Below are 25,621 nucleotides of genomic sequence, written 5' to 3' on the forward strand. Positions count from 1 at the left end.
TCATGCTTGCTTATGAGATTATTTTGCGGTCGGAGCTTGATACAAACCGTGTTGAATCAAGTGCAAACGTAAAATCCGCCGTAACTCCAAAACTGCTTCAGGAGTTTCCTGAATAGAATGCCCCCCGTGAATAATTTTCTCTGACGCGGCACCCTCTAAATGAGCACTGCTATAAGGAACGATTCCATCAGTTATTTTTTGTAGATCATTGCTTTTGGTGTCATTACCAATAATTGAATGAAAAATAAACCCTTTAGGTGGATTTACATTTTTGGTAAGCGCAATGAATTTGGATTTGTAACTGAGGTCGCTAGGGCCATTTTGAATAATACTTTGATTGAGCTGTTTGATGGTGCCTTTGACATTCAGATCGCCCTCTAAAGTATCGCCAATTGCCCCCATAAAAACACTGGGTACACGAATGATTCGGCGCGCCATTTTCGTAAACCATAAATCAGCGAAAGCAGTGCCTTTGTTTGGAGAAGACAGGAAAATCGCCCGATCGAAGTTGGGAATAGGCTGGATATTGAAGCGCTCAAGTATCACAGGATCAGTTTTGTGTGCAAGTAAACTGTGGCTATTGTAAATTTTAAATGCGGCAGTACTCAAGTTCTGATTGCTGACCAGTAAGCGTGCAATAATTCCACCCATAGAATGACCGATCAGCACGGCATCACTATATGCAGGCGCTTTAGGGTCGACCAATGCAAAGGACTGTTTGAGTAGAGCATAAATTTGAAAGCGACTTTCAATGATTGGCATGTTGGTTGAATAAAATACTTGCCAAACCTGATAATGCTCACGCAAAACAGGATCACTCATAATATCATTCGTCAGGCGTACCCATGCTTCGGGGCTGCTGGCAAGACCATGAATCAGCACAATGACTTTCTTGTTCGGATTAAAGGGTTCCAGCATGTATAAATGCGGCATCACGATGTTTTTGTCACGATCAATCAGGCTTAAATAAGCCGATTTACCTAGATTATTTTGTGCTAACCACAATCCATAAGGTACAGAGAAATTTGCAGCCAATGGATAAGCGTTATGCTCAATACTGATTTTGTCATAACGATAGGGGTCATGTATCTTGACGACCATAGGTGAATTGTTCAGTAAACTTTGTAAACTGGTATTTTTTTCAGGCTCGATGGTAATGGTACTTGCAAGGTAACGCGGAGCATGAATATTTGGATTACCTCCAGTATTAAACTGGTAGCTTAGCGGATCTAAAATATACTGATTTTCCTCATGACGTTGCTTTTTTGGCAAGACCACCACAAATTCTGAGCCAAAGCCATCCCGTCGGTTAATGGAGCGTAGCCCTGAAAAATTCATATTGTAACTTGAAATATAGCTCTCAATTGGTTGATGCGCTAAATCTGGATAGTCGCTAAAGTCAATTTGATAAGTACTATTGCCAATCTTGATGCTAGCAGGTTGGCTCGTGGTTTGTTGTTCTATAGGCTGGGCAGGGTATGCAGAGGCAAGTTTAGCAATTGCCTGATTATAAAAGTCACGAACTTGAACTTGTCGGTTATCAAAAATACGTTGTGTAGGTTCTCGAGTAGAATGAAACAGATAGGCATAACTGTAACGAATACTTTTGTCGAGCATCTCACCTTCTTGTGTAATACAGCTAGAAAACAATTGTTGCTGCTGTTGATATTTTTCGGAAAGATGCTGCTTCGGCTTAGGTTTTTTCTTACAGGCCGATGAGTTTTCTAATAATTTGGCTTTTGCTAGATACAGCTCGCTGGCAGTGGAAAATAATTGCTCTTGTGGAATTTGTTGCATGTTTTTTAAACATGCTACGGGGCTTTCAATACAACTTTTGGCTTCACGTCCTGTCATGGACAAGACATTTAAACTGGCTTCGCTCAGTTGGTCGCGGGTGAGAATGCTGTCACGCTCATTGGAAATTGTTACATTTAAGGCTTGCCGTTTGACATTGACGACCTGACAGCCGCTTAGCATAAGGCTGGATAGACCAATCAATACAAATGTAGATTTCAACAGTTTTACATGCATAGTGCCTAAATCTGCAACAAAGAAAAGAGTTAAAAGAAGCATACGAAATTACGAGCGTTTTTCAATGCAAACAATATAAAAGGCGACCAAGACAGTCACCTTTCATATTGTTTAAGAGTATCCTGTCCTGATATGTATTTATATTGGAGTTTTATTTCAAGACGAAGAAAATCTGGGTTTAAAGCAGAGCGATAAAGATCCCTGCAAAAATAATCATACCGACCCAGCGATTATGCAAGAATGTTTTGAAACAACGCTGCGGATCACGCTGACGAGTTTGCATCCATTGATAAATATAGTCAGCGATTACAGCACACAGTGCAATCATGCCATAAGGATAGAATAACTCTTCTCGATATAATGCTGCACCAATTAATACGACACTGGCTGCCTGTAATAAATTAATAATCTGGATATCATAACGACCAAATAAAATAGCGGTGGATTTCACACCAATTTTTAGGTCATATTCACGGTCGGTAATTGCATACTGCGTGTCATATGCGACGGTCCAAGCCAGATTACCAAAGTAAAGTAGCCAGCAGGTTAAATCCAGTGGGCGTCCCATTGCAGTAAATGCCATAGGAATTGCCCATGAAAATGCTGCACCCAAAAACACTTGTGGCAAATGGGTATAGCGTTTCATAAATGGATAAATGAACGCCAAAATGAGTGCACCAAAAGAACAATAAAAGGTTGTGATTGGTAAAAAGAACAGCAGGCAGGCACTAGCAGCCACCAAAGCCAAAAACACCATGATGGCTTCAATCGGTTGAATGATGCCTGTGGCAAGAGGACGTTGCTTGGTACGTGCAACATGACCATCGACTTTACGGTCAGCAAAGTCATTAATCGCACAGCCTGCGGCACGCATAAAAATCACACCGAGAAACATTACAATAAAGGTTTTTAAATCAGGGAAACCTTTTGCAGCAATCCACAGTGCCCACATGGTTGGCCAAAGCACCAGCTCTGTGCCAATTGGTTTATCAAAACGGCACAGGTAATAATATGCTTGTAAGCGCTGTTGCCAGTTGGTGTGTTGTACAGTTGCCATGCCAGTCCTTCATCGCAATGTTTGAATAAAGCGTTCAAATGCAGGTAAAAAAGTTTCTTGAACAATAAACTTGCAGCCGTGCCAAGTATAACAACTTTGCCGTGTCCAGCCCTCATTCAAATGCAGTATCCGCCGTTCACAGTGCGGCGTCGTGCGTTGGAATAAGTAATGCCCAATTGGACGTTGACCCAAATGTCGAAAGCGTCGTGCTTTACCTTGCAGGCTTAAAATCGGAAAAATACTTTTAGCACGTACCCACGGCTCGGATTCACAGCCATATAAAAAAACTTCTCTTACCCATGCAGTATGTTGATGTGGCATATTTAACCATAAACTGTCTTGACGCTGCATGCGCTGAAAAGATTCTTGAAGTGGCTCTACTCGAAACTGCCCACCTGCAAGTTGAGTGAGTTGCTGAGTCAGTGAGCCTGAGGCATATAGCCAAGATTTTAAATGGGAATCAAGCCCTTGTGGATAATGCTGAGTCATATGCAGTGTCTTGTTGCGTGGTCAGTCGTGCAATTTGTTCGAAAGCCATTCACGTGGAGCAAACATTGTAATGTACCGATGCAAATTGATGAAGTCATAAATTTTAACTTGTTATAAATTATCATTATTTTATTTGAATTTTCCTGTAATTTGACGGCGTTTTTTCGCGCTAAGCATTGAATTTAAAAGTGTCGTTCTGCTTGAAATCGACCATATTGGAAAGAGATTAAAATTGAATCACAGAAAGCTAGGCGAGAAAGTTTATATAAACAAATATTATTTGCCTTGTTTAAAAATCAGAATAATGAATGGCTTAAAATAACTTGATTTGCAGTATCCAATGATTGTGCAAGGGAAGGTATAAACAGATAGCAGGATTGATCATTAAGGGAATTATGTTACGAGAAACTGCTTTAGTCATTTGCGAGAGTAATTCTGTATGAACGCTATAACTTATTGCATCCACAAATTATAAGTACTTAGTTAGCATGACTTATTAAAATTTATAATTCTTAAACTGCTGCTGACCTTGCGCATCAATCTCTAAAATCATGGCTTCGCCTGTTTTTTCGCGCCAGTCACCCAGTACAATACGCTGTTTATGATTAATTTCTGTATGAATCATGGGGCGGTGAGTGTGACCGTGAATTAAAACATCAACATCTTTGAGTGCAGCATCAACGGCTTGCTGATTGACATCCATCATATCGTAATGCTTTTCTTGTTTGGATTCGTTACTTTTTTGCCGAAAACCTTCCGCCAGTTTTTTGCGAAAACTTAAAGGTGTACGTCGCAAAATAAAGATTAAAACTGGATTGCGAATAATTTTTTTAAAGCGTTGATAAGCAACATCATCGGTACACAGGGCATCACCATGTTCAAGGCGATACAACTGGTTGTGAATCTTTAATGTCGCAATCTCAGGCAACAAATGACCTGAAAACTGATTTAGGAACTTTTGGCTTAATGCAAAATCACGGTTGCCGACTTGAAAATAAACCTGATTGCCCTGTGCAGTAAATTGTTGTAGCGCCTGCACAATTTCAGCAAGCCATACTGAGCGGTTATCATCGCCAATCCATGCATTGAACCAGTCACCCAAAATATAGAGCTGGGTTTGTTTTTGCTTATAGTCGTCTAATAAAGCTAAAAACCCTCGAACGAGTCGAGGGTGATTAGGTGACAAATGTAAATCAGAGATAAACAGGTAAGTCACAAAGGCATCCTAAAATTATTCAGCGATAATTTTAGCAGTTTCAATCACGACATTTTCTAAAGGAACGTCAGCGTGGTAACCACGGTTGCCTGTACGTACGCCTTTAATTTGTTCAACAACGTCCATACCTTCAACAACTTTACCAAACACGGCATAACCCCAACCTTGGGTAGTTTTGCCAGTGTGGTTTAAGAAAGAGTTGCTTTTTACATTGATAAAGAACTGTGCAGAAGCAGAGTGAGGTGCTTGTGTACGAGCCATAGCAATAGTGCCAGCATCATTGCTTAAACCATTGTCAGCTTCGTTTTCAATTGCATCACGAGTTGCTTTTTCTTTAAAGTTTTCGTCGAAACCGCCACCTTGGATCATGAAACCATCGATTACACGGTGGAAAATTACACCATCATAGAAACCATCACGCACATATTCTAAAAAGTTTGCCACTGTTTTAGGCGCTTTTTCGCTGTTAAGCTCAAGAACAATACGACCTTTATTGGTGTTTAATTCGACTTGAGGAAAACTCATTACATAATCTCCTAGGCATGGCAAAAAAAGCCACGGGTTTTTTTGTTGAGAGAAGCATAAGCAAACTGTAAACTAGATAGCAAGTATAAACGTTATTTTGTTTGAGAAAAGAGCCTGATAGCGTTTAAATTATCCTAAATTTTTAACCAAGAAGTGATTTATCCATTATGAAGCCGAATGATGCTGTTTCAAATCTGCCAAATATACCGACACCGAATAGCCAAGCCACTGTCGATGCTGCGCAGCAAGAACAACAGCCCGGCTTAGACTTTATCCGTCAAGTCATTACCGATGATGTTGCAGCAGGCCGCACTGCTACAGTTGTAACCCGTTTCCCACCTGAACCTAATGGTTATTTGCATATTGGTCACGTAAAAGCCATTTGCTTGAACTTTGGTGTTGCTGAAGAATTTGGTGGCTATTGTAATTTACGTTTTGACGATACCAACCCAGATGCAGAAGAACAAGAATATGTTGATGGTATTGCCAATGATGTGAAATGGCTCGGATTTAACTGGAAAGGCGAGCCATGCTACGCTTCGAGCTATTTTGATCAACTCTATACATGGGCTGTACAGCTGATCGAACAAGGCGATGCTTATGTTGATTTGCAAACGCCTGAAGAAATCAAGTTAAACCGCGGTAACTTTGTTGAACCTGGTAAAAATTCACCTTACCGTGATGCAACTGTACAAGAAAATCTTGAACGTTTTGAAAAAATGAAAGATGGTACATTTGCCGAAGGTCAGGCTGTTTTACGTGCCAAAATTGACATGGCAAGCCCAAATGTCCACATGCGTGATCCGATTTTGTATCGTATTTTGCACTCTGAGCACCATCAGACAGGTGATAAATGGAAAATCTACCCAATGTATGACTATGCGCATCCATTGTCAGATGCCATTGAAGCCGTTACGCATTCACTCTGTACTTTAGAATTCCAAGATCACCGCGCATTTTATGACTGGGTGATTGAGAAAGTTCATTCTGTTGCTGTACCGCGTCAGTACGAATCTTCGCGTTTAAACATTGATTATACGATTACCTCAAAACGTAAATTACGCCGTTTGGTTGAAGGTAACTTTGTTAATGGTTGGGATGACCCACGTATGCCAACCGTAGTCGGTATGCGGCGTCGTGGTTTCACTGCTGAAGGTTTACGCGATTTCTGTAAACGTGTGGGCGTGTCAAAAACTGACGGTGTGGTGGATGTTGCTATGCTGGAGTTCTGTATTCGCCAGTCGCTTGAAAACAGCGCAGCGCGTGGTATGGCAGTGCTTAACCCACTCAAAGTAACGTTAACTAATTTGCCTGAAGATATGGACTTGGCTCATGCACGCCATCCAAACGTAGACATGGGCGAGCGTATTATTCCACTGAGCAAAGAAATTTACATTGATCGTAAAGACTTTGAAGAAGTGCCACCAAAAGGCTTTAAACGCTTAGTACCTGAAGGCGAAGTACGTTTACGTCATGCTTATGTCATTAAGTGTGATGAAGTAATTAAAGATGAAAATGGTGAAGTGGTTGAACTGAAATGTTCGATCGACCCTGCAACTTTAGGTAAAAACCCTGAAGGTCGTAAGGTGAAAGGTGTCATTCACTGGGTATCTGCAAGTCAAGGTATTCCTGCTGAAGTACGCATTTATGATCGACTATTTAGTGTTGCAGACCCTGAGCAAGGTGAAGATTTCTTGGAAAATCTCAATCCAAATTCACTGACTGTACTGCAAGCGGTGATTGAGCCTGCTTTGGCACAAGCCAACCCTGAGGATCGCTTCCAGTTTGAGCGTGAAGGTTACTTCGTTGCAGATCGTTATGACCACAGTGCAGAAAAACCAGTGTTTAACCGTATTTTGGATTTAAAAGATAGTTTTAAACCTGAGAAAAAATAATTGATTTAAGATCAATGCTTTTTGCAAGATAGATGATCTTATCAGTCAAGCCCTTGGAGCAATCTGAGGGCTTTTCTTTTGGTGAAAGTTGCTATGGATTCGTATGGAAAATTCTTCAAAAACCTGAAAAGTAGATAATAAAGTTGGTTAAAAAACAATTAAAAAGAAAAAAATAAGTTTTTTTGTTTTATATATGAAAAATAATTCCAAAAAGATGCTAAATTAGAATCAATCAGGAAAATAATTCGAAATGACCGTTGCTATAGTACGAATCAGGGTGTGACGGGGATCGAGAAGATTGGTTAGCCAATATTGGGAGATAAGTGCTAACCTCGCTCACAAAGTATCGACTCGGCTTTTAGACACAATCAACCACAAGTTGCTTGCCAAAGACTTAATGTTAGCATCATTAAGTTGTCAAAAGTAAACATAAGTTTTCCCTTGACCCTTAAAAATTCTTGCCTGCAATGATAAAAATACATTTCTTATTATTTTTCCAAAATTAAATTATGGAAAAATCTCATGCAATTAGACCGTTATGACAAGCAAATTCTTGAAATTTTGACTCATGAAGATTTAAACCTTAATGAGTTGTCCGAGCGTATTAATTTATCTGTCAGTTCAGTACATCGCCGTATCAAACATCTGATTGAATCCAAGATTATGACCAATTTGAAGCGCGAAATTAATTACGCCAAATTGGGCTTTACCTTACATATTTTGCTGCAAGTCTCTCTGAATAAACATGATAGTGAAACATTTGATAGCTTCTTAGAGCAAATAGAAGCTATTCCAGAAGTGATCAATGCCTATCTGGTTACAGGGCAAAGTGCAGATTTTATTGTCGAGCTTGTAGCAAAAAATATGGAAGACTATAGCGAGATTTTACTACGCCGTATTGCCAAAATTGAAAATGTGGTCGCGCTGCATTCGAGCTTTGTGATTAAAAAATATGATGTTTTTAACTGTTATAATATGTTGAGCCGTGTTTAAGGCTCAACATAATCTGATTTTAAATTCGGTTAAAAACTGGTTTCAATAGCATGAATCATATTGACTAGAACCTGATTGACAGGCGTTGCCACATGGTATTTTAAACCCAATTGAATCACAGTTTCCCCAAAAATCGCCACCTCAGTTTTGCGTTTGGCTAAAATGTCCTGACACATTGAAGTATATGCCTGATCATTGAGCTGGAGCATCGGCGTAAGAATCTCTTTATGGTCTTGTTCAGTTAATGCAATACCTGCAACATGCGCAATATCAAGGACTTCTTGTGCCGCAGAAAACATGAGTTGCTGTACATAAGGATTTGTTTTGACTTGGCCATACGGAACTTTCAAAATCGCTGTGACCTGATTGGCCGCGACATTTAGCATAAATTTTTTCCAAAGTGCATATTGCATATCGACAGGGGTTTGATAGGGAATCTGTGCCTGCTCAAATAAATGCTGTACCTGTTGCACATCGGAGCTTGGTGTCTGGTTATTCTGCTCACCAAATACCAAGAAACCCGCTTTAGTGTAATTGACATGGGTATCTTGTCGAGTTGCATCCATGGCCACGCCATAAGCATAAAAAGGATGCTGTGGTCCTAAATGTTCGGCAATCATACTTTCGCTGCTAATACCATTGAGCAAGGAAATAATGCGGGTTTTGGGCTGAAGAATTTCACGACATAATTCAATTGCTTCATGCAATTGTGCAGCTTTAACCCCGATAATAATCAGGTCAGCTTTGGGCGCATGCTTACTTTGTTCAGGAGTAACATAGTTAAAATCATATTTTTTATTATTGACCCAGAAACCATCGCGTTCATAGCGCATTTTACGCTGTTCATCTAAGATGACATGCACAAGTTCAGGGTTATAGTCATAAAGTTTAGATGCGTAAAGCGCACCCATTGCACCCAGTCCAATCACATAAATATGTTGAATTTGATCTAGCATGGCAATTCCATTTTTAAGTTCAATATTTTATGGAATAGTGTATAAAAAAAGCCAAATAAATGCCTGATAAAAATGCATTGAGGGGTGTGCTTTGCTCGATTCGTAAGAGAATGTATTAAAAAAAGAGGTCAGCCACATGAAGTGACTGACCTTTAAAAGCGCGGGAGAGTTACGCAGAAGCTTTTGGTTGAATCATATTTTCAATTGCAAGAATTTCAGAAAGTTGCTCTTCAGATAACAACTTTTCTGCACGGATTAAATCCAGTACATTGCGGTTTTCAACATTTGCGGTTTTTGCAATACGTGTTGTATTTTCATAACCAAGGTACGGGTTCAATGCAGTCACGATACCGATTGAATTTTCTACCAAGTTTTTGCAATGTTCAGGGTTTGCAGTCACGGTGTTGATACATTTGTCTGTAAACATCAACATTGCTTTTGCAAGTAAATCAATTGATTCAAACAATTTGAACGCGATTAATGGTTCCATAGCATTCAATTGTAGTTGACCTGCGTCAGCTGCCAACGTTACTGCCAAGTCGTTTGCGATCACTTGGAAAGATGCCAAGTTAACTGCTTCAGGAATCACTGGGTTTACTTTACCTGGCATGATCGAGCTACCTGGCTGGCGTGGTTCAAGGTTAATTTCATTTAAACCTGTACGTGGACCACTTGAAAGTAAACGTAAGTCGTTGGCAATTTTTGACAACTTAGTTGCAGTACGTTTAAGCAAACCTGAGAATAAAACAAAGTCGCCCATGTCTGAAGTTGCTTCAACAAAATCAGGAGCAGCTTGGATGTTTTCTTTGGTGATTGCAGCTAATGCAGAAATTGCATACGGTGCATACGCCGCTTCAGTGTTAATCCCTGTACCGATTGCAGTACCACCAAGGTTGACATAGCCAAGCATGTCAGGAGCGATGGCATTGATTTTGTCGAGGTCTTTTTGCAAAGTGGTTGCAAAAGCTGCAAATTCTTGCCCCAAAGTCATTGGTACAGCATCTTGTAGCTGAGTACGACCCATTTTCAAGACATCTTTAAACTCAACCGCTTTGTTTGAGAACGCTTGGATTAGAGTTGCAAATGCAGTTTGTAAACCTTTCAAACTCAACAATAAACCGACACGAATCGCAGTCGGGTAAACGTCGTTGGTTGATTGTGACATGTTCACGTCATTGTTCGGGTGCAGGTGTTTGTATTCACCTTTTGCAAAACCCATGTGCTCTAATGCCACGTTTGCAATCACTTCATTGGCATTCATGTTGGTTGAAGTACCCGCACCACCTTGAAGCATATCGATAGGGAACTGGTCGTGATAATGACCATTGATTAACTGTTGGCAAGCAAACTCAATCGCTTGGTATTTTTCTTCGCTAAGTTTGCCTAGTTTGTGGTTGGCTTGCGCACAAGCCTGTTTAACCATTGCAAGTGCAATAATAAAATTTGGATGATTACTAATTTTGCTGTGTGTTAAGTTAAAGTTTTCAATAGCTCTAAGTGTCTGAACACCAAAGTAAAATTGGTTAGGAATATCACGATAGCCTAAAAGATCTTTTTCTGAGCGAACTGAAACATTAGTATTCATATTTGGTAACAATCAAGAGGAGATAGCCAAATCATAAAAACAAAAAAGCCAAATTGATAATGCATAAAATTCTTGAGATATGTATTTTTTGCATAGCATTCATCAAAAAATGGATATGTATTTTCCTCATAATCTATGCGTATAATTCAGCGCTTTAACATAGCAACCAATCAAAGTGATCTATGAATCTTGAAATTCGTTGGGCTCTTGATCTGATTACCCTAGATCAGGAACGTTCAATTTCAAAAGCTGCACAAAAAAGATATATTTCACAATCTGCGTTTAGTCGAAGATTACAACATCTCGAAGAAACTGTAGGTTTTTCGATTATTGATCGAAACAGCAAGGAAGTAAGTTTTACAGAATTAGGACAGGTTTTATTATCCACAGCAAATACTTTGCAAGCGCAATTAAATGAAAGTATGCAACTCATTTATGAGATTAAAAACACCAAAGATAACACCCTAAGATTTGCAGTTGTTCATTCTCTGGTAAATAGTTTCTTTGCCGATTATTTAAGGTTTGTTCCGATTGATGAACAAGCTATAAAATTTGAAATTATGGCAATTAATACAGGTGAAGGATTAAAACTTTTAAAAGAAGGTAAAATCGATTTTCTAGTTTCTTATGCTTCTAAGCATGAAATGAATCAAGGGAAGTTCGATGCATTATCTTCTGTGCGGGTCGGAGAGACGGAGATTATTCCAGTTTATGCAAAAACGACCAATAAAACATATGATTTAAATCAACATTTTCCATTATTGACCTATAGTAAAAATGCATATTTGAGAAATTTGGTTGATCATGTGATTCAAACCAATAATTTAGATTGCCATATTTTGTATGAAACTGATAATGCTGAAAATTTAAAACAGTTGGTGCTACAGGGTGTTGGAGTAGCATGGTTGCCAAGAATTACCATTATGGATGAACTGGCAGAAAACAAACTAATCGAATTATCAACATCACAATATGTGGTAAATCAGAGTATTTATATTTATAAAAGTAAATTAAATAATAATCCATTAACTCAATTTGTTTTTGAGCATTTTAAAGAGCTTAAAAATAAATAAAATAAAAACGATGCTGATATTTAAATATCAGCATCGTGATTTGATTTAAAATAACCTAAGTTAATATAATAATTAAATTAAAGAATACGTTTTAAACGCTCAATAACTTGTTCGCATTGTGCGATATCTGCAACGAGTGCCATACGTACATGATTTTCACCTGGATTACCTTGTTCCGTATCGCGGGATAAATAACGCCCTGGCAAAACTTTAATATGAGCTTTTTCCATCAGCATACGTGCGAATTGTTCGTCATTATCGACTTTTAACCAGTAATAAAACCCTGCATCTGGTTTTTGTAATGGCAATAAATGTCCAAGCTCAGACTGAAATAAATCAAATTTAGCACGGTAGAGTCTACGGTTTTCTTCAACGTGTTGCTCATCATTCCATGCAGAGATAGAGGCAATTTGATGCTGTACTGGCATTGCCGCACCATGATAAGTACGGTATTGCAAATACGGTTTGAGCAAACTTGCATCACCTGCAACAAAACCTGAACGCATGCCAGGAAGGTTTGAGCGTTTAGACAATGAGTGGAAAACCACACAATTTTTGTAGTCATGACGACCGATTTCTGCACAAACTTCCAATAAACCCGTTGGTGCTTCATCAAACCAAAGCTCCGAATAACATTCATCTGAAGCAATCACAAAGTTATACTGATCTGAAAGTGCGATTAATTTTTTAAATTTTTCTTTAGATAGTACTGCGCCTGTCGGGTTACCAGGTGTACATACAAACAATAATGCGGTTTTTTCCCAAACTTCAGCAGGAACAGCATCGAAGTCACCTAAATAACCATTTTCTTCAGTACAGTTAATGAAGTACGGTTTTGCTCCAGCCAAGATGGCTGCGCCTTCATAAATTTGGTAAAACGGGTTTGGCATGACCACATAAGGTGCATCTTCACGGCGTACCAAAGCTTGTACAAATGAAAATAAAGCTTCACGTGTCCCTGAAACAGGTAAAATTTCATGCTCTGCGCTGATTTGTTGAAGCTTGAAACGCTGTGTTAGCCAGTTAGCGATACTTTGACGTAACTCAGGCACACCTTTACTGTTTGGGTAGGTTGATAGATGTGCAAAATTGTCAATGATAGCTTGTTTGACAAACTCAGGTGCAGGGTGTTTCGGTTCACCAATTGAAAGTGGAATCAGAGGTAAATCAGCAGGCTGAATGTCCTGAAAAAGACGATTCAGCTTTTCAAAAGGGTAAGGATGTAAAAGAGATAAACTCGAGTTCATTGGGTTAACTACCAAAATTAATGTTGCACAATCACTTGACTAGAGGCTTCATCTAAAGCCGCTTTCAGCTGTTGTGCTAAGGTTGAAGCTTCTGTATCCGACATCGGGATATTATTTTTCTTTGTCACAAAGAAAATATCTTCTGCACGTTCACCTAAAGTGGCAATTTTTGCAGAGTGAATGTCCAAGCCCTGCATCATAAACAAACCACCTACTCGCGCCAGTAGACCTGGCTGGTCAAGGGTTGAGATTTCCACCATGTTTTGGTTGAGTACAGGATTAAGACTAATATCGACCGTATTTTCAATATCAAAGTGACGTAACTGGCGTGGAATACGGCGTTGCATCAGACCTGGATATTTGTCTGAATGGCTCAATGCATCTATCAGAGATTCTTTCACGGTGATTTCACGTTCAGGATCGGTCAACAGTGTGCCAAAACGATCGAGGACAATATAAGTGTCGAGGCTAAATGCTTTGATCGCTGTGATAATACGAGCATCTTGTACATCGAGATTCATACGGTCAAGAATGGCAACTGTCGTTGCAAACAGGTTAGGTTTATCTTGTGTATAAATAAAGATCTGAATGGCATCGGGTGCAGATTTACGGTGTGCACGTAACTTGACCAGTGGCGCTGGGTTTTCACCATGTTCCAAGATTGCACGGGTATGCCATGCAATATCTTCGGCAGATTCTTTCAGGAAGTAATCATCACCAAGTTCTTGCCACACCCGTTCTACATCTGTTAATGAAAATTCATTAACCAGCAATTCACTTGCAGCAAACTTGGTGTCTTCAACTAGCATTTGATAGTCAACAGGACGGTCAAGCCCTAAACGAATTACATCACGCGCTTGAGTATAAAGTTGACGCATCAGTGATGAACGCCATGTATTCCAAAGATTTGGGTTGGTCGCGTTAATATCTGCAACGGTCAGGGTATATAAATAATCCAGATGCTCCATGTCACCTAATTTTTCAGCAAAATCCTTAATGACAGTTGGGTCTGAAATATCTTTTTTCTGTGCTGTCAGTGACATGAGCAAGTGGTTTTGGATTAACCATGCAATGAGTTTGCCTTCACGCTCGGTAAAACCGTGCATACGACAGAACTCCATCGCATCTTCAGCACCCAGTTCACTGTGGTCACCGCCACGACCTTTGGCAATGTCATGGAATAACGCAGCAATCATGACAATGTCACGGCGTTGCAAACGCTGATAGACTGAACTGACTACAGGGAACTGTTTGGCAAATTCAGGTTCTTTAAAGCGGCTGAGATTACGCAGTAACAGTAAAGTATGTTGATCTACGGTGTAAATATGGAACAGGTCATATTGCATCAGCCCCATAATTTGCCCAAACGCAGGTAAATAGCTACCTAAAATGCCATAGCGTTTCATTGCAGACAGTGTTTCGTACAAACGTCCTGATGTACGAATAATTTCCATAAACAATGCCTGATGTTCAGGTTTATTACGAAAAGTCTGGTCAATGCCTTTCGCTGCAAGCGTGAGCAAACGTAAGGTACGGGCACGAATACCCTCAATTTCAGGACGGGTTGCCAATAAATAGAAAATTTCTAAAATGGCACTTGGGTTTTCAGCAAAGACCTTATGGTGCTGCACCGCAATTTTATGATCGACCAGCTTAAAATGAGTATTGATCTGTTCGATTTCACGTTCATAATGCGGCAGTCTTGGAGTAATGACCGATTCATTGAAATATGCCAATAAGATTTCATTGAGCGTTGAAACCTGTTGAGCAGTACGATAATAACGCTTCATGAACTGTTCGATTGGATAATTCGGCGATTTACCTTCTTCACGTTCATAGCCAAACTTGGCAGCAATTTCACGTTGATAGTCAAACAACAAACGGTTTTCATCGCGCTTGGTCAAACGGTGCAAATGATGGCGAATTTCCCAGTAAAAACTTTCTGCTTCTTCTAAAACATTCAGTTCGAACTCGGAAATAAAGCCCAAATGTACTAAGTCATAGACACGGTTAACACGGAAATGACGTTTGGCAATCCAGCCAATCTGGTTCATATCACGAATGCCACCTGGTGCGTTTTTAATATCAGGTTCTAAATTACTTTCGGTATTATTGTGTTGAGCATGGCGTTTAACTTGCTCTTGCATCTTCGCATCAAAAAAGGTCTGATCTGTCCATGTTTCGGCGACAATGCGACGTGGCCATTTACTGAGCTGTACGTTGCCAATCAGTATACGCGCTTCGATCAGTGTGGTGGCAATTGTCAAGTCATGACGAGCCTGATCGATACAACTGACAATCGAACGAACACTTACCCCTGGTTTAAAGTTACCGACATCCCAAAGTGATGCGATAAAACGAGACACCTGCTTTTCCTGTTCTTCTGTCAACTCATGTTCTGATAAAATCATGATGTCAACATCAGAATATGGCAGCATTTCACGGCGACCATAGCCACCGACCGCAAACAGACCCAATTCGCTCTGTTCTAGACCCGCATGCTTCCATAAAAAAGTTAGGGCTTCATCAATCATGTTAGAACGTGCAAGTACGATTTGACGAATGCTATAGCCTTCTTCAAAAAACTGTTCGAGTTGCTGTTCAACATCATTGCGCCATTGATTAATCGCGCGAATGTCTTGGTTATCTTTCACATAATCCAACAGGGGCAAGGTTTCAATCATGGTTTTTTGGCCTATGTGTCCAGTTTACTTTAATGGTTTTGTTGCACAGCTACGCTTTGTGCTGCCTGTTGTGCAATATCACGTGCCTGATCAGTGTTTTCTGCACGTGCAGTGACAACACCCATGCGGCGGCGTTTAAAACCTTCTGGTTTGCCAAAGAGGCGAAGGTCGGTATTTGGTTGGGCCAATACATTTTGCAAGTTACCAAAAGACAGGTTGCTATCATCAACCCCTGCGTAAATGACTGCACTGGCAGCAATGCTATGGCGAGTTGTGTTGACAGGTAAGCCTAAAATTGCGCGGGCATGTAGTTCAAATTCACTTTGGAACTGTGATGCCAAGGTCACTAAACCTGTGTCATGTGGGCGTGGAGAAACTTCACTAAACCACACTTGATCACCTTTGACAAATAGCTCAACACCGAAAATGCCACATCCCCCTAAAGCCGTTGTCACTTTATCGGCAATTTGCTGAGAGGTTGCTAAAGCAATCGCAGACATTGGTTGAGGCTGCCAGCTTTCGACATAGTCACCAGAGTCTTGACGGTGTCCAATTGGGTCACAGAAGTGTGTTTCAATCGCACCAGTTGCTGAGTTCTTGGCACGAACAGTCAGGAGCGTAATTTCAAAATCAAAATCGATTTGTGATTCTACAATGACTTTACCCTGATTGACACGACCCGCCTGTATTGCATATTCCCATGCAGCATCGACTTCATCAAAGCTTTTCACACGTGACTGACCTTTACCTGATGATGACATGACAGGTTTTACAAAGTTTGGATAACCAATATCGTCACATGCGGCACGGAAACTTTCTAAAGAATCGGCAAAACGATAAGTTGAGGTGGGTAAGCCTAGCTCTTCAGCGGCTAAACGGCGAATACCTTCACGGTTCATGGTCAAGTTTACGGCTTTCGCTGAAGGAATAATTGTGGTTTGTTGTTTTTGTTCAATCTCAACCAAGACTTCAGTCGCAATCGCTTCAATTTCAGGAACAATTAAATGTGGTTGAACTTGATCAATCAGTTGTTGTAGCTCTTGGGCATTTGCCATGTTGAGCGTGTAGGAGAAGTGTGCAACTTGCATGGCTGGTGCGTGATCATATCGGTCTGCGGCATGTACTTCTACACCCAGGCGTTGCAAAGAAATGACGACTTCTTTACCAAGTTCGCCAGAGCCTAAAAGCAACACTTTAAATGCTGAAGATTGAAGAGGAGTACCGATAGAGACGCGCATGCAATTCATCCTTATTTCAGGTGGACTTTTAGCATAACAGAACTCGAAGTGCTGTTTTGCCTATGGAAGAAGAAAAATTAAATTTTATTTAAAAATAAGTAAATGGAAATGATTTATTCACATTATAGCGGGTAAATAAGTGTAACTGATGCCATAAATTAGTGCAGCTAGTAGAGTTGCCATGACCATGCGCCGTGTTTTTAAATACAATACTGTAAGCGTAATAAAACCTAAACTCATGGCAATGATTTTGTCGGGTGTGGCAATTAATGGGGGTAATGTTGCAACCATGAGCATGGCACTAATCGCTGAAATTCCAATACAACCCAAAGCAATTCTGAGCCAGATTGCACCACGCCGTTGTTCGTGTTGCTGGTATTTTTGAATAAACCACAGAGGCATAAAGCGTGAGCTAAAGTTGGCAATTCCAACAATAATCCCGATCAGGAGAATGGATAAATTCATAAATGATGCTCATCCTGCTGCTTCAAAATATAATGTTTAAACAGTCCTGCACCAATCCCTGCCAATATTCCCAAGAAAATTGCAGCGGAAAGGTTAATCAGATAACAAGCCAAACCCGCCACAATTAGCGTTACTGCAACCACTAGCGTATGACGTTTTTCAAAGGCAGCCAGTAAGAAACTTAAAAACAGGGCAGGTAATAAGAAATCGAGAGAAGCCTGTAGAAATTTGGGAAGAAGATGCATTTGGTTAGCAAATAAGCCACCTAAAAAGCTGCCCAGCGCCCAAGAGAACCAACTCGAGAGACTCACGCCCAGCATCCATGATTCACTCCAGTCCTGACGGCGCTGTGATAATTGAATCATAGCGCGGGCAAATACTTCGTCAGTCAGTCCCCAGCCCCAAATTGCAGTCTTTTTAAGGTTCAGCTTTTGTTGAATAAGATGCTGTAAAGCAGGGCCATACAATACATGACGAATATCTAAAGCGATCACGGTAATGGCTGCTAGCCAAATAGAAGAACCACTGGCCAGTAATGCAACTACTAAAAACTGGCTGGCTCCAGCATACATGGTACAAGACAGAAATAAGGCTTCAAAGGCAGAAAAACCAAATTTGGCAGCAGAGACACCAAAAGCAAAAGAAACAGGCAAATAAGTCAGCATAATGGCTTGACTGTCTTTAAAACCTTGCCAAAAACTTGCATGAGATTGAGACATATTTTTCAGTTTGGGTGCATTGCACCAAAATATCTACTAGAATTCTAAAAACGTTATTGTAAATGAAATCATGCAGCTCAGCGCTGAAATATTTTGAATGAGGCAACCTTATGTTGTTGAAAAAACATCAAGTCGCTTATCTAATGACGGCATGTCTATGTTTAGGCTTGCAAGGTTGTGACCGATCATCTTCGGAGAAGAAGGTAGAAATTAAACCCGCACCAAAACTTACCAATGATGCAACCACCTATGCACATAAAGCATGGGCGCTGATCAATCAGGTCGAACCGATTGTTGCGCAAAAGCAACTCACAAAAATTGAAACAGATGTTCGTAAACCTTTACGTGAGCTAGGTGTTGCGTGGCGTATCAATGTAAAAATGACGGACTCTGTGACTGAGGGGAAATATGCATTATGTCGTAAAGCCATGACCAGCCTAGATTCATGGGCAAGAGCAACGGCAAATCAGGATTCAGATCTTGCACAAACCTATACAGAGTACACACGAGATAAAGCTTTGTGTAAAGATGCGATTGATCATCCAAATCTAGGTAATACGCCCGCCAATTAGAAAAAGTAGTAGGCATAAAAAAAGCGGTGATAAACCGCTTTTTTTTATGCCTAAAAATTATGCTTTAGGCTTGTTTGGTACTGGTGTATTGTTCATTTTTTTCTCTGGCATTTTAGCAGGAGTTTTCTTTTGGACTTTGTGTACCATTACACATTTACCACCTTTATGTTTTGGGCCTGTACCACCCTGTAAAGTTGTACCTTTAGGACATGCCATCGCATTGGCACTTAAAACAGCAAAAGTTAGAGCAATAGCAGAAGTTAGAATTTTTTTCATCATGAACCTTTATGATTAATCTAGGTAAAATTACCTATACATCATCATACTGAATTTAATTGGTTAAATAATGTAGTGAATTTGCATCTTTTTTTATTATTTTAATATACATTTTTTTGATTGGACTTTTAGTCAAAATATCGAGGTTAAGTGGATATAAAAAAACTGGATATCAATCCAGTTTTTTTCGAATTATTGCTTACGGAACCTATGATCAATGACTGCCCACAGCGCGAAGGCGAGTGATACAACAAGTGCATATAAAAAGTATGCAGGTTTTAGATTTCCTGTAATAACGCCTTCAAATGTTAGGGTTAACATGAGTGCTAGTGTAGTAAAACAATACGTCAATGCTTGCTGATTATGTTTTACTGCATTGTTAATGAAGATTAGTTTGTTCATTGAAATCATCCTCACTTCTCCTGTCTATCACGACAAACACACTGTTTCAGTCAATTCTTACCGTTTTACTTTGAATTTTGGCTAAATTCAAGAGCTATTAACATTTTTTTGTTAAGGTAATATGACAAAAACAACTAAAAGTTATAGCCTAGTCACATTTTGTGAATTCCCAGTGTCACTCTGTAAACTACAGTAAAAATATAAGCAAAAAAAATGCCTGAATGAATCAGGCATTTTTAGAAAATAATTAAATATTTGAAATTTAATTATCTTTAATTTTAGTGTCGAGAAATTGCAAGAAATTTATCGATGACAAAGAACAAGCCAAAAATCGCAACTGATGGAATTAACCATGCTAGATTTTGTGCATCGAGTGGTAATTGTGACAAAAAGCTAGGTACAAGATTGCTCAAGCTTGATGCTTTTAAACCTTCAAAAACACCAAAAACCAACGCAACAACAGTCACAGGCGTCACAATTAAAGATGGACGATTGAAAAACTTCCATAAGAAACTAAGAAGAATGACAACAATTGCTGGCGGGTAAATTGCTGTGAGTACAGGAACCGAAAATGCAATCAGTTTGGTTAAACCCAAATTGGAAATTAACAGTGCAAAGAGTACTAACACTAACACCAGTAATTTGTACGAAATTTTAGTCAGCTCATGGAAGTATTCAGCACACGAACAGGTTAAGCCAATCGCGGTTACTGTACAGGCAAGGAAAATTAAGACTGTTAAGAACAACGAGCCAATATCACCAAACGTATGTTGTACATAAGCATGCAGGATTTCCGCGCCGTTGGTTGCAGTCGTTATAAATGCATAGCTTTGCAAACCAAGGCGGAATAAGCATAAATACAAAATTGTTAAACCAACGCCAGCCATAAGACTTGCAATAATTGCATAGCGCATGATTAACTTTTTGTCAGATACACCACGAGACTGAATGGCTTGTACAATGACGATACCGAAAACCAGTGCACCAAGCGTATCCATGGTTAAATAACCATTCACTAAGCCTTCAGACATTGGTTGCTGAATATAGTTATGTACTGCTGGTGGCGCGACTAAAATCGGGAAGACCAACGTTGCGATACATAAAATTGCCAAAGCAACAATTTTGAGTGGTGCAAGCACATGCCCAATCGTATCGAGCAATTTGTTTGGATACAGTGAAATAATGCCAACAATGGTGAAATAAATGCAGCTATAAATAAATAGATGTATTGGAGAATTACCAAAGTAAGAGGAGAAACCGATTTCATAAGAAACGGTTGCAGTACGGGGAGTTGCAAATAAAGGGCCCACAGCTAAATAACAGACTATGGTCAGCAATAAACTTGAAAAACGACCTAAAGGAGCACTAAGCGTTTCAATAGATCCTTCTACACGAGAAAGCGCCATAATTGTTAAAACAGGTAACCCAACCGCAGTAATCAAAAAGCCTGCTGCTGCAAGCCAGACATGCTCACCAGCTTGCTGAGCAACAATGGGAGGAAAGATAATATTGCCCGCACCAATAAAGAGCGCGAAGGTCATAAAACCTAAAGCAATAATATCTCGTATATTCAGCTTATTCATAAAAACAGGGAGGATGTTGAAACAAAGCGATAGATTCTAGTGCAAAAAAAAACTTTTTAAAATCCTTATGCTCTTAAATAAAGCATGATTATTTTTTATAAATTCCAATTCAGGAGGTTTAAATTTCTAGGTTTGATTTATTTGCATATATTAAATTTTATTTAAATATATATTTTTTGTTTATATCTTAAAAATAAATATTATTTTTCATATATTTAAAAATAACAAAAAGTAAATTTTAGATTTAAACGCTTGCAGTTCTATGCGATGAGGATTATTTTTGAAATATTTACGATGTAAAATAGCCTAAGTAAATCAATCTAATTTCAGATTTGAAATGAAATAAAGGATACATTCTATGCGAGCCACAAAAATTGTCATTAAAACCGAACAGGAAATCGAGAAATTAAGAATTTCTGGGCGGCTCGCTGCAGAAGTTTTGGCAATGATTGGTGAGCATGTTAAACCTGGGGTAACAACTGAATATCTAGATGATTTATGCCATGATTTTATAGTCAATACACTCAAAGTGATTCCTGCCAATATTGGGTATTATGGCTATACGAAAACGACTTGTATTTCACCCAATGAAGTTGTTTGCCACGGCATTCCATCAAAAAAGGTCGTGTTGAAAGAAGGCGACATCATTAATATTGATGTTGCGATTATTAAAGATGGTTTTTATGGTGACACGAGTCGTATGTATTATGTAGGGCAGGTTACCCCACAAGCACAAAAACTGGTTGAAACGACCTATGCGGCAATGGTTGCAGGAATTCACGCCGTTAAACCAGATGCAACTTTAGGTGATATTGGTCATGCAATTCAAACATTGGCTGAAAAATCAGGTTATAGCATCGTGCGTGAATACTGTGGTCATGGTATTGGGCAAGTTTATCATGAACAGCCAAATGTATTGCATTTTGGGCAAAAAGGTCAGGGCTTAAAGCTTAAAAAAGGTATGGTATTTACTATTGAACCAATGGTAAATATGGGTAAACCTCAAGTAAAAGAACTTACTGATGGTTGGACGGTTATTACCAAAGATCGTTCACTTTCCGCACAATGGGAACATATGGTTGCTGTCACTAATGACGGTTTTGAGTTATTAACGCCGTGGCCAGAAGGCACAGGAACTTATCCAGCAATCTAATTTTGAGGTGAAGCAATGCAGTATCAGGTTGAAAATATTTATTTTACGAGTTGTGGTGAGCGACTTGCAGCAGATGTTTATTTTCCACAAGAAATTGCATTGCCGCCCGTTATTATTATGGCAAATGGTTTTGCCTGTGAACGGAAATTCAGTTTACCTGATGTTGCAGAGCGTTTTGCAGAGCAAGGTTTCGCCGTTATTTTATTTGATTATCGGGGTTTTGGTGAAAGTACAGGTCAGCCGCGCGAGTTAGTTTCACCCAAGCATCATTTGCAAGACTGGAAAAGTGTAGTTGAACAAGTCAAATCTTGGTCAAATGTGAATCAAGAACAATTGTTTTTATGGGGAGTTTCGCTCAGTGGAGGTCATGTCATGACCCTTGCAGCAGAAATTCCAAATATTAAGGCAATTATTGCGCTTGTTCCACATGTCGATGGTTTGGCGAGTGCCTGGTTATATCCCAAAAACTTACTTCCTCAGGCACTAAAATTGGCTTTACAAGATCTTTGGGCCGCACGCTTTGGACGTGTAGTAGGGATTCCTGTAGTGTCTAAAGAGGGTATTTGTTGTTTAGCAGGAGAGGGGTGTTATGATGCCTTTATGGAGAGTGTTCCTGAAAACTCAACATGGAAAAACTGTGTTCCTGCAAGAATTTTATTAGAAATCAATACGTATCGCCCAACACATATTGCAAAAAAAATTAAGTGCCCAACTTTGATGATTGCCGCACAGGATGATTGGCTTATTCCAATTACTGCAACACGAAAAGCTGCACAGAAAATTCAAAATGTTCAATTTATTGAATGGTCAATGACGCATTTTGATATTGTCCATAAACAAAGTGACATCTTTGAGCAGTCTATTCAGACTCAGTTACAATTTTTAAAGCATCAGCTTCAAACCTAAATCTTTAAAGTGCTTAAATAGCCTAAGCACATTTGAAATGTTTCAACCAAATCATCAAAATTTAAAACAAATATATTGATGTATTTAGATGCATTTATTGGCTGTTATTTCTATAAATGAATCAAAATAGCCTAAGTAATACTAATAAAAACATAGCACAATTAAAAAAATCTAAAAAATAAAAAACGCAGAAAAATCCGCGCTTTTTAAAATTTGATAAGACTAAAACAAATTTAAATTATAAACCTGCTTCATAATCTTGAGCAGAAAGTAATTTTTCTACATCCGCCATATTGTCAGGTTTAATTTTATACATCCAACCCGCACCATATGGATCATTATTGACTGATTCTGGTTCATCTTCTAAAGAAGTATTTACTTCAACGACTGTTCCAGCAATAGGGGAATAGATATCTGAAGCAGTCTTTACAGACTCTACAACGCCAGCTTGTTCACCAGCATCTAAGTGATGATCAACTTCTGGAACTTCAATGTAAACTAGGTCACCTAAAGCATCTTGCGCATGGTCAGTAATGCCTGTAACAACTAAATCACCTTCAATTTTTGCCCATTCGTGCGTTGCTACATATTTTAAATCATTCGGGTGGTTCATAATGACTCCATCATTAAAATCAACTATTGCAGTGAGTTATACCTGTTTTTTTAAAAAAACAAAAGTAAAAATGCTTAGTCTACCAAGAAGCCGCCAGTTTGCCTTTGCCAAAGCTGAGCGTAAATTCCATGAAGCTCCAATAATTCATTATGTGAGCCTTGTTCAACAATTTTTCCTTGATCCAGCACGACAATACGATCCATTTTAGCGATAGTTGATAAGCGGTGAGCAATTGCAATCACTGTTTTTCCTGCCATAAGGTCATTTAAACTCGACTGAATAGCGGCTTCAACTTCAGAATCTAAAGCGCTGGTTGCTTCATCTAAAATTAAAATAGGTGCGTCTTTTAAAAATACTCGCGCTATCGCAATACGTTGGCGCTGTCCACCTGAAAGTTTTACACCACGTTCACCGACATAAGCATTTAAACCTTTTTGCCCGCGAACATCTGATAAAGTGTCAATGAACTCTTTAACTTTAGCTTTTTCAATTGCATAATTAAATTGTTCATCAGAAGCATCAGTACGTCCATAACGGATATTTTCTGCGACTGTGCGATGTAATAGCGAGGTATCCTGTGTTACAAGCGCAATATGTTGGCGTAAACTGTCTTGTGTTACGTGTGCAATATTTTGATCATCAATCTCAATTGAACCGTGCTGAATATCATAAAAATGCAATAAAATTTGGATTAGCGTTGATTTTCCTGCACCCGAACGCCCAACAATACCAATTTTCTCACCAGGTTTGATGCTCAAATTAAAATGATCAATGACATTACGATGTTGATTGTAGGAAAAACACACATCTTTAAATTCAATTTTTCCACCCTGATTGAGTTGTAATGGCTGAGCATCAGGTTGATCTACAATCGAAACGGCTTGAGCAAGAGTATTTTTACCGTCTTGAATCGTACCAATGTTTTCAAACAGCATAGAAATTTGCCACATGACAAATTCACTTAAACTATTGAGTTTTAAAATCATGGCTGTTGTTGCTGCAATAATTCCCAGTGCAACTTGTCCAAGTGTCCATAAATAAAGCGCTGTGCCGAGTACACCAATAAATAGTACAGCGCTTAATAATTTCAGACTTAATTCAAATAAAGTTGCAAGCCGCATTTGCGTATAAACAGTCACCATGAATTCCTGCATGGATGTTTTAGCGTACTGACTTTCGCGCTGTGTATGTGCAAACAGTTTAACGGTTTGAATGTTTGTGTAGGCATCGGTAATTCGCCCCGTCATGACAGCGCGAGCATCAGCTTGTTTTTTAGAAATCTGGATCATGCGTGGTACGAAAAAAATCGCTGAACAGATAAATAAAAGTAACCAAACAAATAATGGAATGAGCAAACTAGGGGCAACACTGCCAAGCATTAAACTGATTGAAATAAAATAAATCAGTACATAGGCGATAATGTCACCTAAAATCACCCAAAATTCACGTACTGCAAGTGCCGTTTGCATAATTTTAGCAGCCAACCGCCCAGAAAATTCATTAGAGAAAAAGTCCAGACTTTGCTGCATCATCAAATTATGAAAACGCCATCTGAGGCGCATAGGGAATGAGCTAAATAAAATTTGATGGCGGATAATGGATTGCATGGTTGCAAAGATAATATTAGCGACCAAAATAGCGACCAGCATGAGCAATTGCTGGGCATGTTGGCTCAGAAATGTGTTGGGGTGACTTTGGCTCAGCCAATCAACCAAATGTCCGATTTGTGAAAAAAATAACGCTTCAAAGCTAGCGGTGGCAGCAGTCAGTAGTACCAAAATAATTAAATAGTGTTTTAATCCTTCAGCACATTGCCAAACAAATGGAAAAAAATCTTTTGGTAATGGTTTGTTTAGATTTTTCGAAGGATAGGGGTCTACACGATTCTCAAACCATTTTAATAACATACATTTTCTCCAAAGCTATAGATGTATTAAAACCGA

23 protein-coding genes are annotated in these 25,621 nt (G+C 39.2%); 6 read left to right on the plus strand and 17 right to left on the minus strand.

What is annotated here, in order from left to right:
* Positions 1-18 precede the first annotated feature (18 nt).
* From F975_RS07910 to F975_RS07930, 5 genes are all read right to left on the minus strand, one after another.
* Positions 19-2,031 (minus strand): esterase/lipase family protein, encoded by a 2,013-nt coding sequence (locus tag F975_RS07910; RefSeq protein WP_034425881.1) that lies wholly within the window; start codon positions 2,029-2,031, stop codon positions 19-21.
* A 178-nt stretch (positions 2,032-2,209) separates the two neighbouring features.
* Positions 2,210-3,088 carry a 4-hydroxybenzoate octaprenyltransferase gene (ubiA, locus tag F975_RS07915; RefSeq protein WP_004752060.1) on the minus strand — a complete coding sequence of 293 codons (879 nt, stop codon included), beginning with the start codon at positions 3,086-3,088 and terminating at the stop codon, positions 2,210-2,212.
* Between the two features lie 9 nt (positions 3,089-3,097).
* Complete coding sequence (locus F975_RS07920; RefSeq protein WP_004752062.1) at positions 3,098-3,577, minus strand: chorismate--pyruvate lyase family protein; 480 nt, start codon at positions 3,575-3,577, stop codon at positions 3,098-3,100.
* 496 nt (positions 3,578-4,073) lie between these two features.
* Positions 4,074-4,793: a UDP-2,3-diacylglucosamine diphosphatase gene (locus tag F975_RS07925; protein WP_004752064.1), complete on the minus strand. Its 720-nt coding sequence runs from the start codon at positions 4,791-4,793 to the stop codon at positions 4,074-4,076.
* Between the two features lie 15 nt (positions 4,794-4,808).
* A complete protein-coding gene (locus tag F975_RS07930) occupies positions 4,809-5,318 on the minus strand; it encodes a peptidylprolyl isomerase (RefSeq protein WP_004752066.1) in 510 nt (169 codons plus the stop codon).
* A gap of 167 nt (positions 5,319-5,485) precedes the next feature.
* Here F975_RS07930 and F975_RS07935 point away from each other — a divergent pair, with 167 nt between their 5' ends.
* Positions 5,486-7,213 carry a glutamine--tRNA ligase/YqeY domain fusion protein gene (locus F975_RS07935; RefSeq protein WP_004752068.1) on the plus strand — a complete coding sequence of 576 codons (1,728 nt, stop codon included), beginning with the start codon at positions 5,486-5,488 and terminating at the stop codon, positions 7,211-7,213.
* Positions 7,214-7,735: 522 nt separating this feature from the next.
* Complete coding sequence (locus tag F975_RS07940) at positions 7,736-8,206, plus strand: Lrp/AsnC family transcriptional regulator (protein ID WP_004752070.1); 471 nt, start codon at positions 7,736-7,738, stop codon at positions 8,204-8,206.
* A 29-nt stretch (positions 8,207-8,235) separates the two neighbouring features.
* On the opposite strand, the gene F975_RS07945 is transcribed toward F975_RS07940, so the two are convergent.
* Positions 8,236-9,162, minus strand: coding sequence for a ketopantoate reductase family protein (locus tag F975_RS07945; RefSeq protein ID WP_004752072.1), 927 nt, complete (start codon positions 9,160-9,162; stop codon positions 8,236-8,238).
* A gap of 169 nt (positions 9,163-9,331) precedes the next feature.
* On the minus strand, positions 9,332-10,747 hold the full coding sequence (locus tag F975_RS07950; protein ID WP_004752073.1) for an aspartate ammonia-lyase: 1,416 nt from the start codon (positions 10,745-10,747) through the stop codon (positions 9,332-9,334).
* Between the two features lie 182 nt (positions 10,748-10,929).
* Between F975_RS07950 and F975_RS07955 the strand changes: the two genes are divergently transcribed.
* Positions 10,930-11,820: a LysR substrate-binding domain-containing protein gene (locus F975_RS07955; protein ID WP_004752074.1), complete on the plus strand. Its 891-nt coding sequence runs from the start codon at positions 10,930-10,932 to the stop codon at positions 11,818-11,820.
* A gap of 77 nt (positions 11,821-11,897) precedes the next feature.
* On the opposite strand, the gene dapC is transcribed toward F975_RS07955, so the two are convergent.
* The 5 genes from dapC to F975_RS07980 form a co-directional block, all read right to left on the minus strand.
* A complete protein-coding gene (dapC, locus tag F975_RS07960) occupies positions 11,898-13,067 on the minus strand; it encodes a succinyldiaminopimelate transaminase (protein WP_004752076.1) in 1,170 nt (389 codons plus the stop codon).
* A gap of 17 nt (positions 13,068-13,084) precedes the next feature.
* Positions 13,085-15,751, minus strand: a complete 2,667-nt coding sequence (gene glnD / locus F975_RS07965) for a [protein-PII] uridylyltransferase (RefSeq protein ID WP_004752078.1) — start codon at positions 15,749-15,751, stop codon at positions 13,085-13,087.
* A 29-nt stretch (positions 15,752-15,780) separates the two neighbouring features.
* Positions 15,781-16,989 (minus strand): formate-dependent phosphoribosylglycinamide formyltransferase, encoded by a 1,209-nt coding sequence (gene purT, locus F975_RS07970; RefSeq protein WP_004752080.1) that lies wholly within the window; start codon positions 16,987-16,989, stop codon positions 15,781-15,783.
* 117 nt (positions 16,990-17,106) lie between these two features.
* Entirely contained in the window at positions 17,107-17,454 is a 348-nt protein-coding gene (gene ygaH, locus F975_RS07975) for an L-valine transporter subunit YgaH (protein ID WP_004752081.1), read from the minus strand.
* Positions 17,451-18,173 carry an AzlC family ABC transporter permease gene (locus F975_RS07980; protein ID WP_004752083.1) on the minus strand — a complete coding sequence of 241 codons (723 nt, stop codon included), beginning with the start codon at positions 18,171-18,173 and terminating at the stop codon, positions 17,451-17,453. Before F975_RS07980 ends, ygaH begins: the two co-directional genes overlap by 4 nt.
* A 110-nt stretch (positions 18,174-18,283) precedes the next feature.
* Between F975_RS07980 and F975_RS07985 the strand changes: the two genes are divergently transcribed.
* Positions 18,284-18,745 (plus strand): hypothetical protein, encoded by a 462-nt coding sequence (locus F975_RS07985; RefSeq protein WP_004752085.1) that lies wholly within the window; start codon positions 18,284-18,286, stop codon positions 18,743-18,745.
* 57 nt (positions 18,746-18,802) lie between these two features.
* Here the strand turns inward: F975_RS07985 and F975_RS16175 are convergent, their stop codons facing one another.
* The 3 genes from F975_RS16175 to brnQ all read right to left on the minus strand — a co-directional run bounded on the left by F975_RS16175 (position 18,803) and on the right by brnQ (position 21,006).
* On the minus strand, positions 18,803-19,021 hold the full coding sequence (locus tag F975_RS16175) for a hypothetical protein (RefSeq protein WP_004752087.1): 219 nt from the start codon (positions 19,019-19,021) through the stop codon (positions 18,803-18,805).
* A 192-nt stretch (positions 19,022-19,213) separates the two neighbouring features.
* Positions 19,214-19,432 carry a hypothetical protein gene (locus tag F975_RS07995; protein WP_004752089.1) on the minus strand — a complete coding sequence of 73 codons (219 nt, stop codon included), beginning with the start codon at positions 19,430-19,432 and terminating at the stop codon, positions 19,214-19,216.
* A gap of 269 nt (positions 19,433-19,701) precedes the next feature.
* Positions 19,702-21,006, minus strand: coding sequence for a branched-chain amino acid transport system II carrier protein (brnQ, locus tag F975_RS08000; protein WP_004752091.1), 1,305 nt, complete (start codon positions 21,004-21,006; stop codon positions 19,702-19,704).
* 358 nt (positions 21,007-21,364) lie between these two features.
* Between brnQ and map the strand changes: the two genes are divergently transcribed.
* Together map and F975_RS08010 are read left to right on the plus strand one after the other, a co-directional pair.
* Complete coding sequence (gene map, locus F975_RS08005) at positions 21,365-22,159, plus strand: type I methionyl aminopeptidase (protein ID WP_004752094.1); 795 nt, start codon at positions 21,365-21,367, stop codon at positions 22,157-22,159.
* A 15-nt stretch (positions 22,160-22,174) separates the two neighbouring features.
* Positions 22,175-23,065 carry an alpha/beta hydrolase gene (locus tag F975_RS08010; RefSeq protein WP_004752096.1) on the plus strand — a complete coding sequence of 297 codons (891 nt, stop codon included), beginning with the start codon at positions 22,175-22,177 and terminating at the stop codon, positions 23,063-23,065.
* Between the two features lie 238 nt (positions 23,066-23,303).
* On the opposite strand, the gene gcvH is transcribed toward F975_RS08010, so the two are convergent.
* Together gcvH and F975_RS08020 are read right to left on the minus strand one after the other, a co-directional pair.
* On the minus strand, positions 23,304-23,678 hold the full coding sequence (gene gcvH / locus F975_RS08015; RefSeq protein WP_004752098.1) for a glycine cleavage system protein GcvH: 375 nt from the start codon (positions 23,676-23,678) through the stop codon (positions 23,304-23,306).
* A 74-nt stretch (positions 23,679-23,752) separates the two neighbouring features.
* Positions 23,753-25,585 carry an ABC transporter ATP-binding protein gene (locus tag F975_RS08020; protein ID WP_004752099.1) on the minus strand — a complete coding sequence of 611 codons (1,833 nt, stop codon included), beginning with the start codon at positions 25,583-25,585 and terminating at the stop codon, positions 23,753-23,755.
* Positions 25,586-25,621 lie beyond the last annotated feature (36 nt).

The sequence above is a fragment of the Acinetobacter brisouisimilis genome (genome assembly GCF_000368265.1).
Lineage (GTDB): Bacteria > Pseudomonadota > Gammaproteobacteria > Pseudomonadales > Moraxellaceae > Acinetobacter.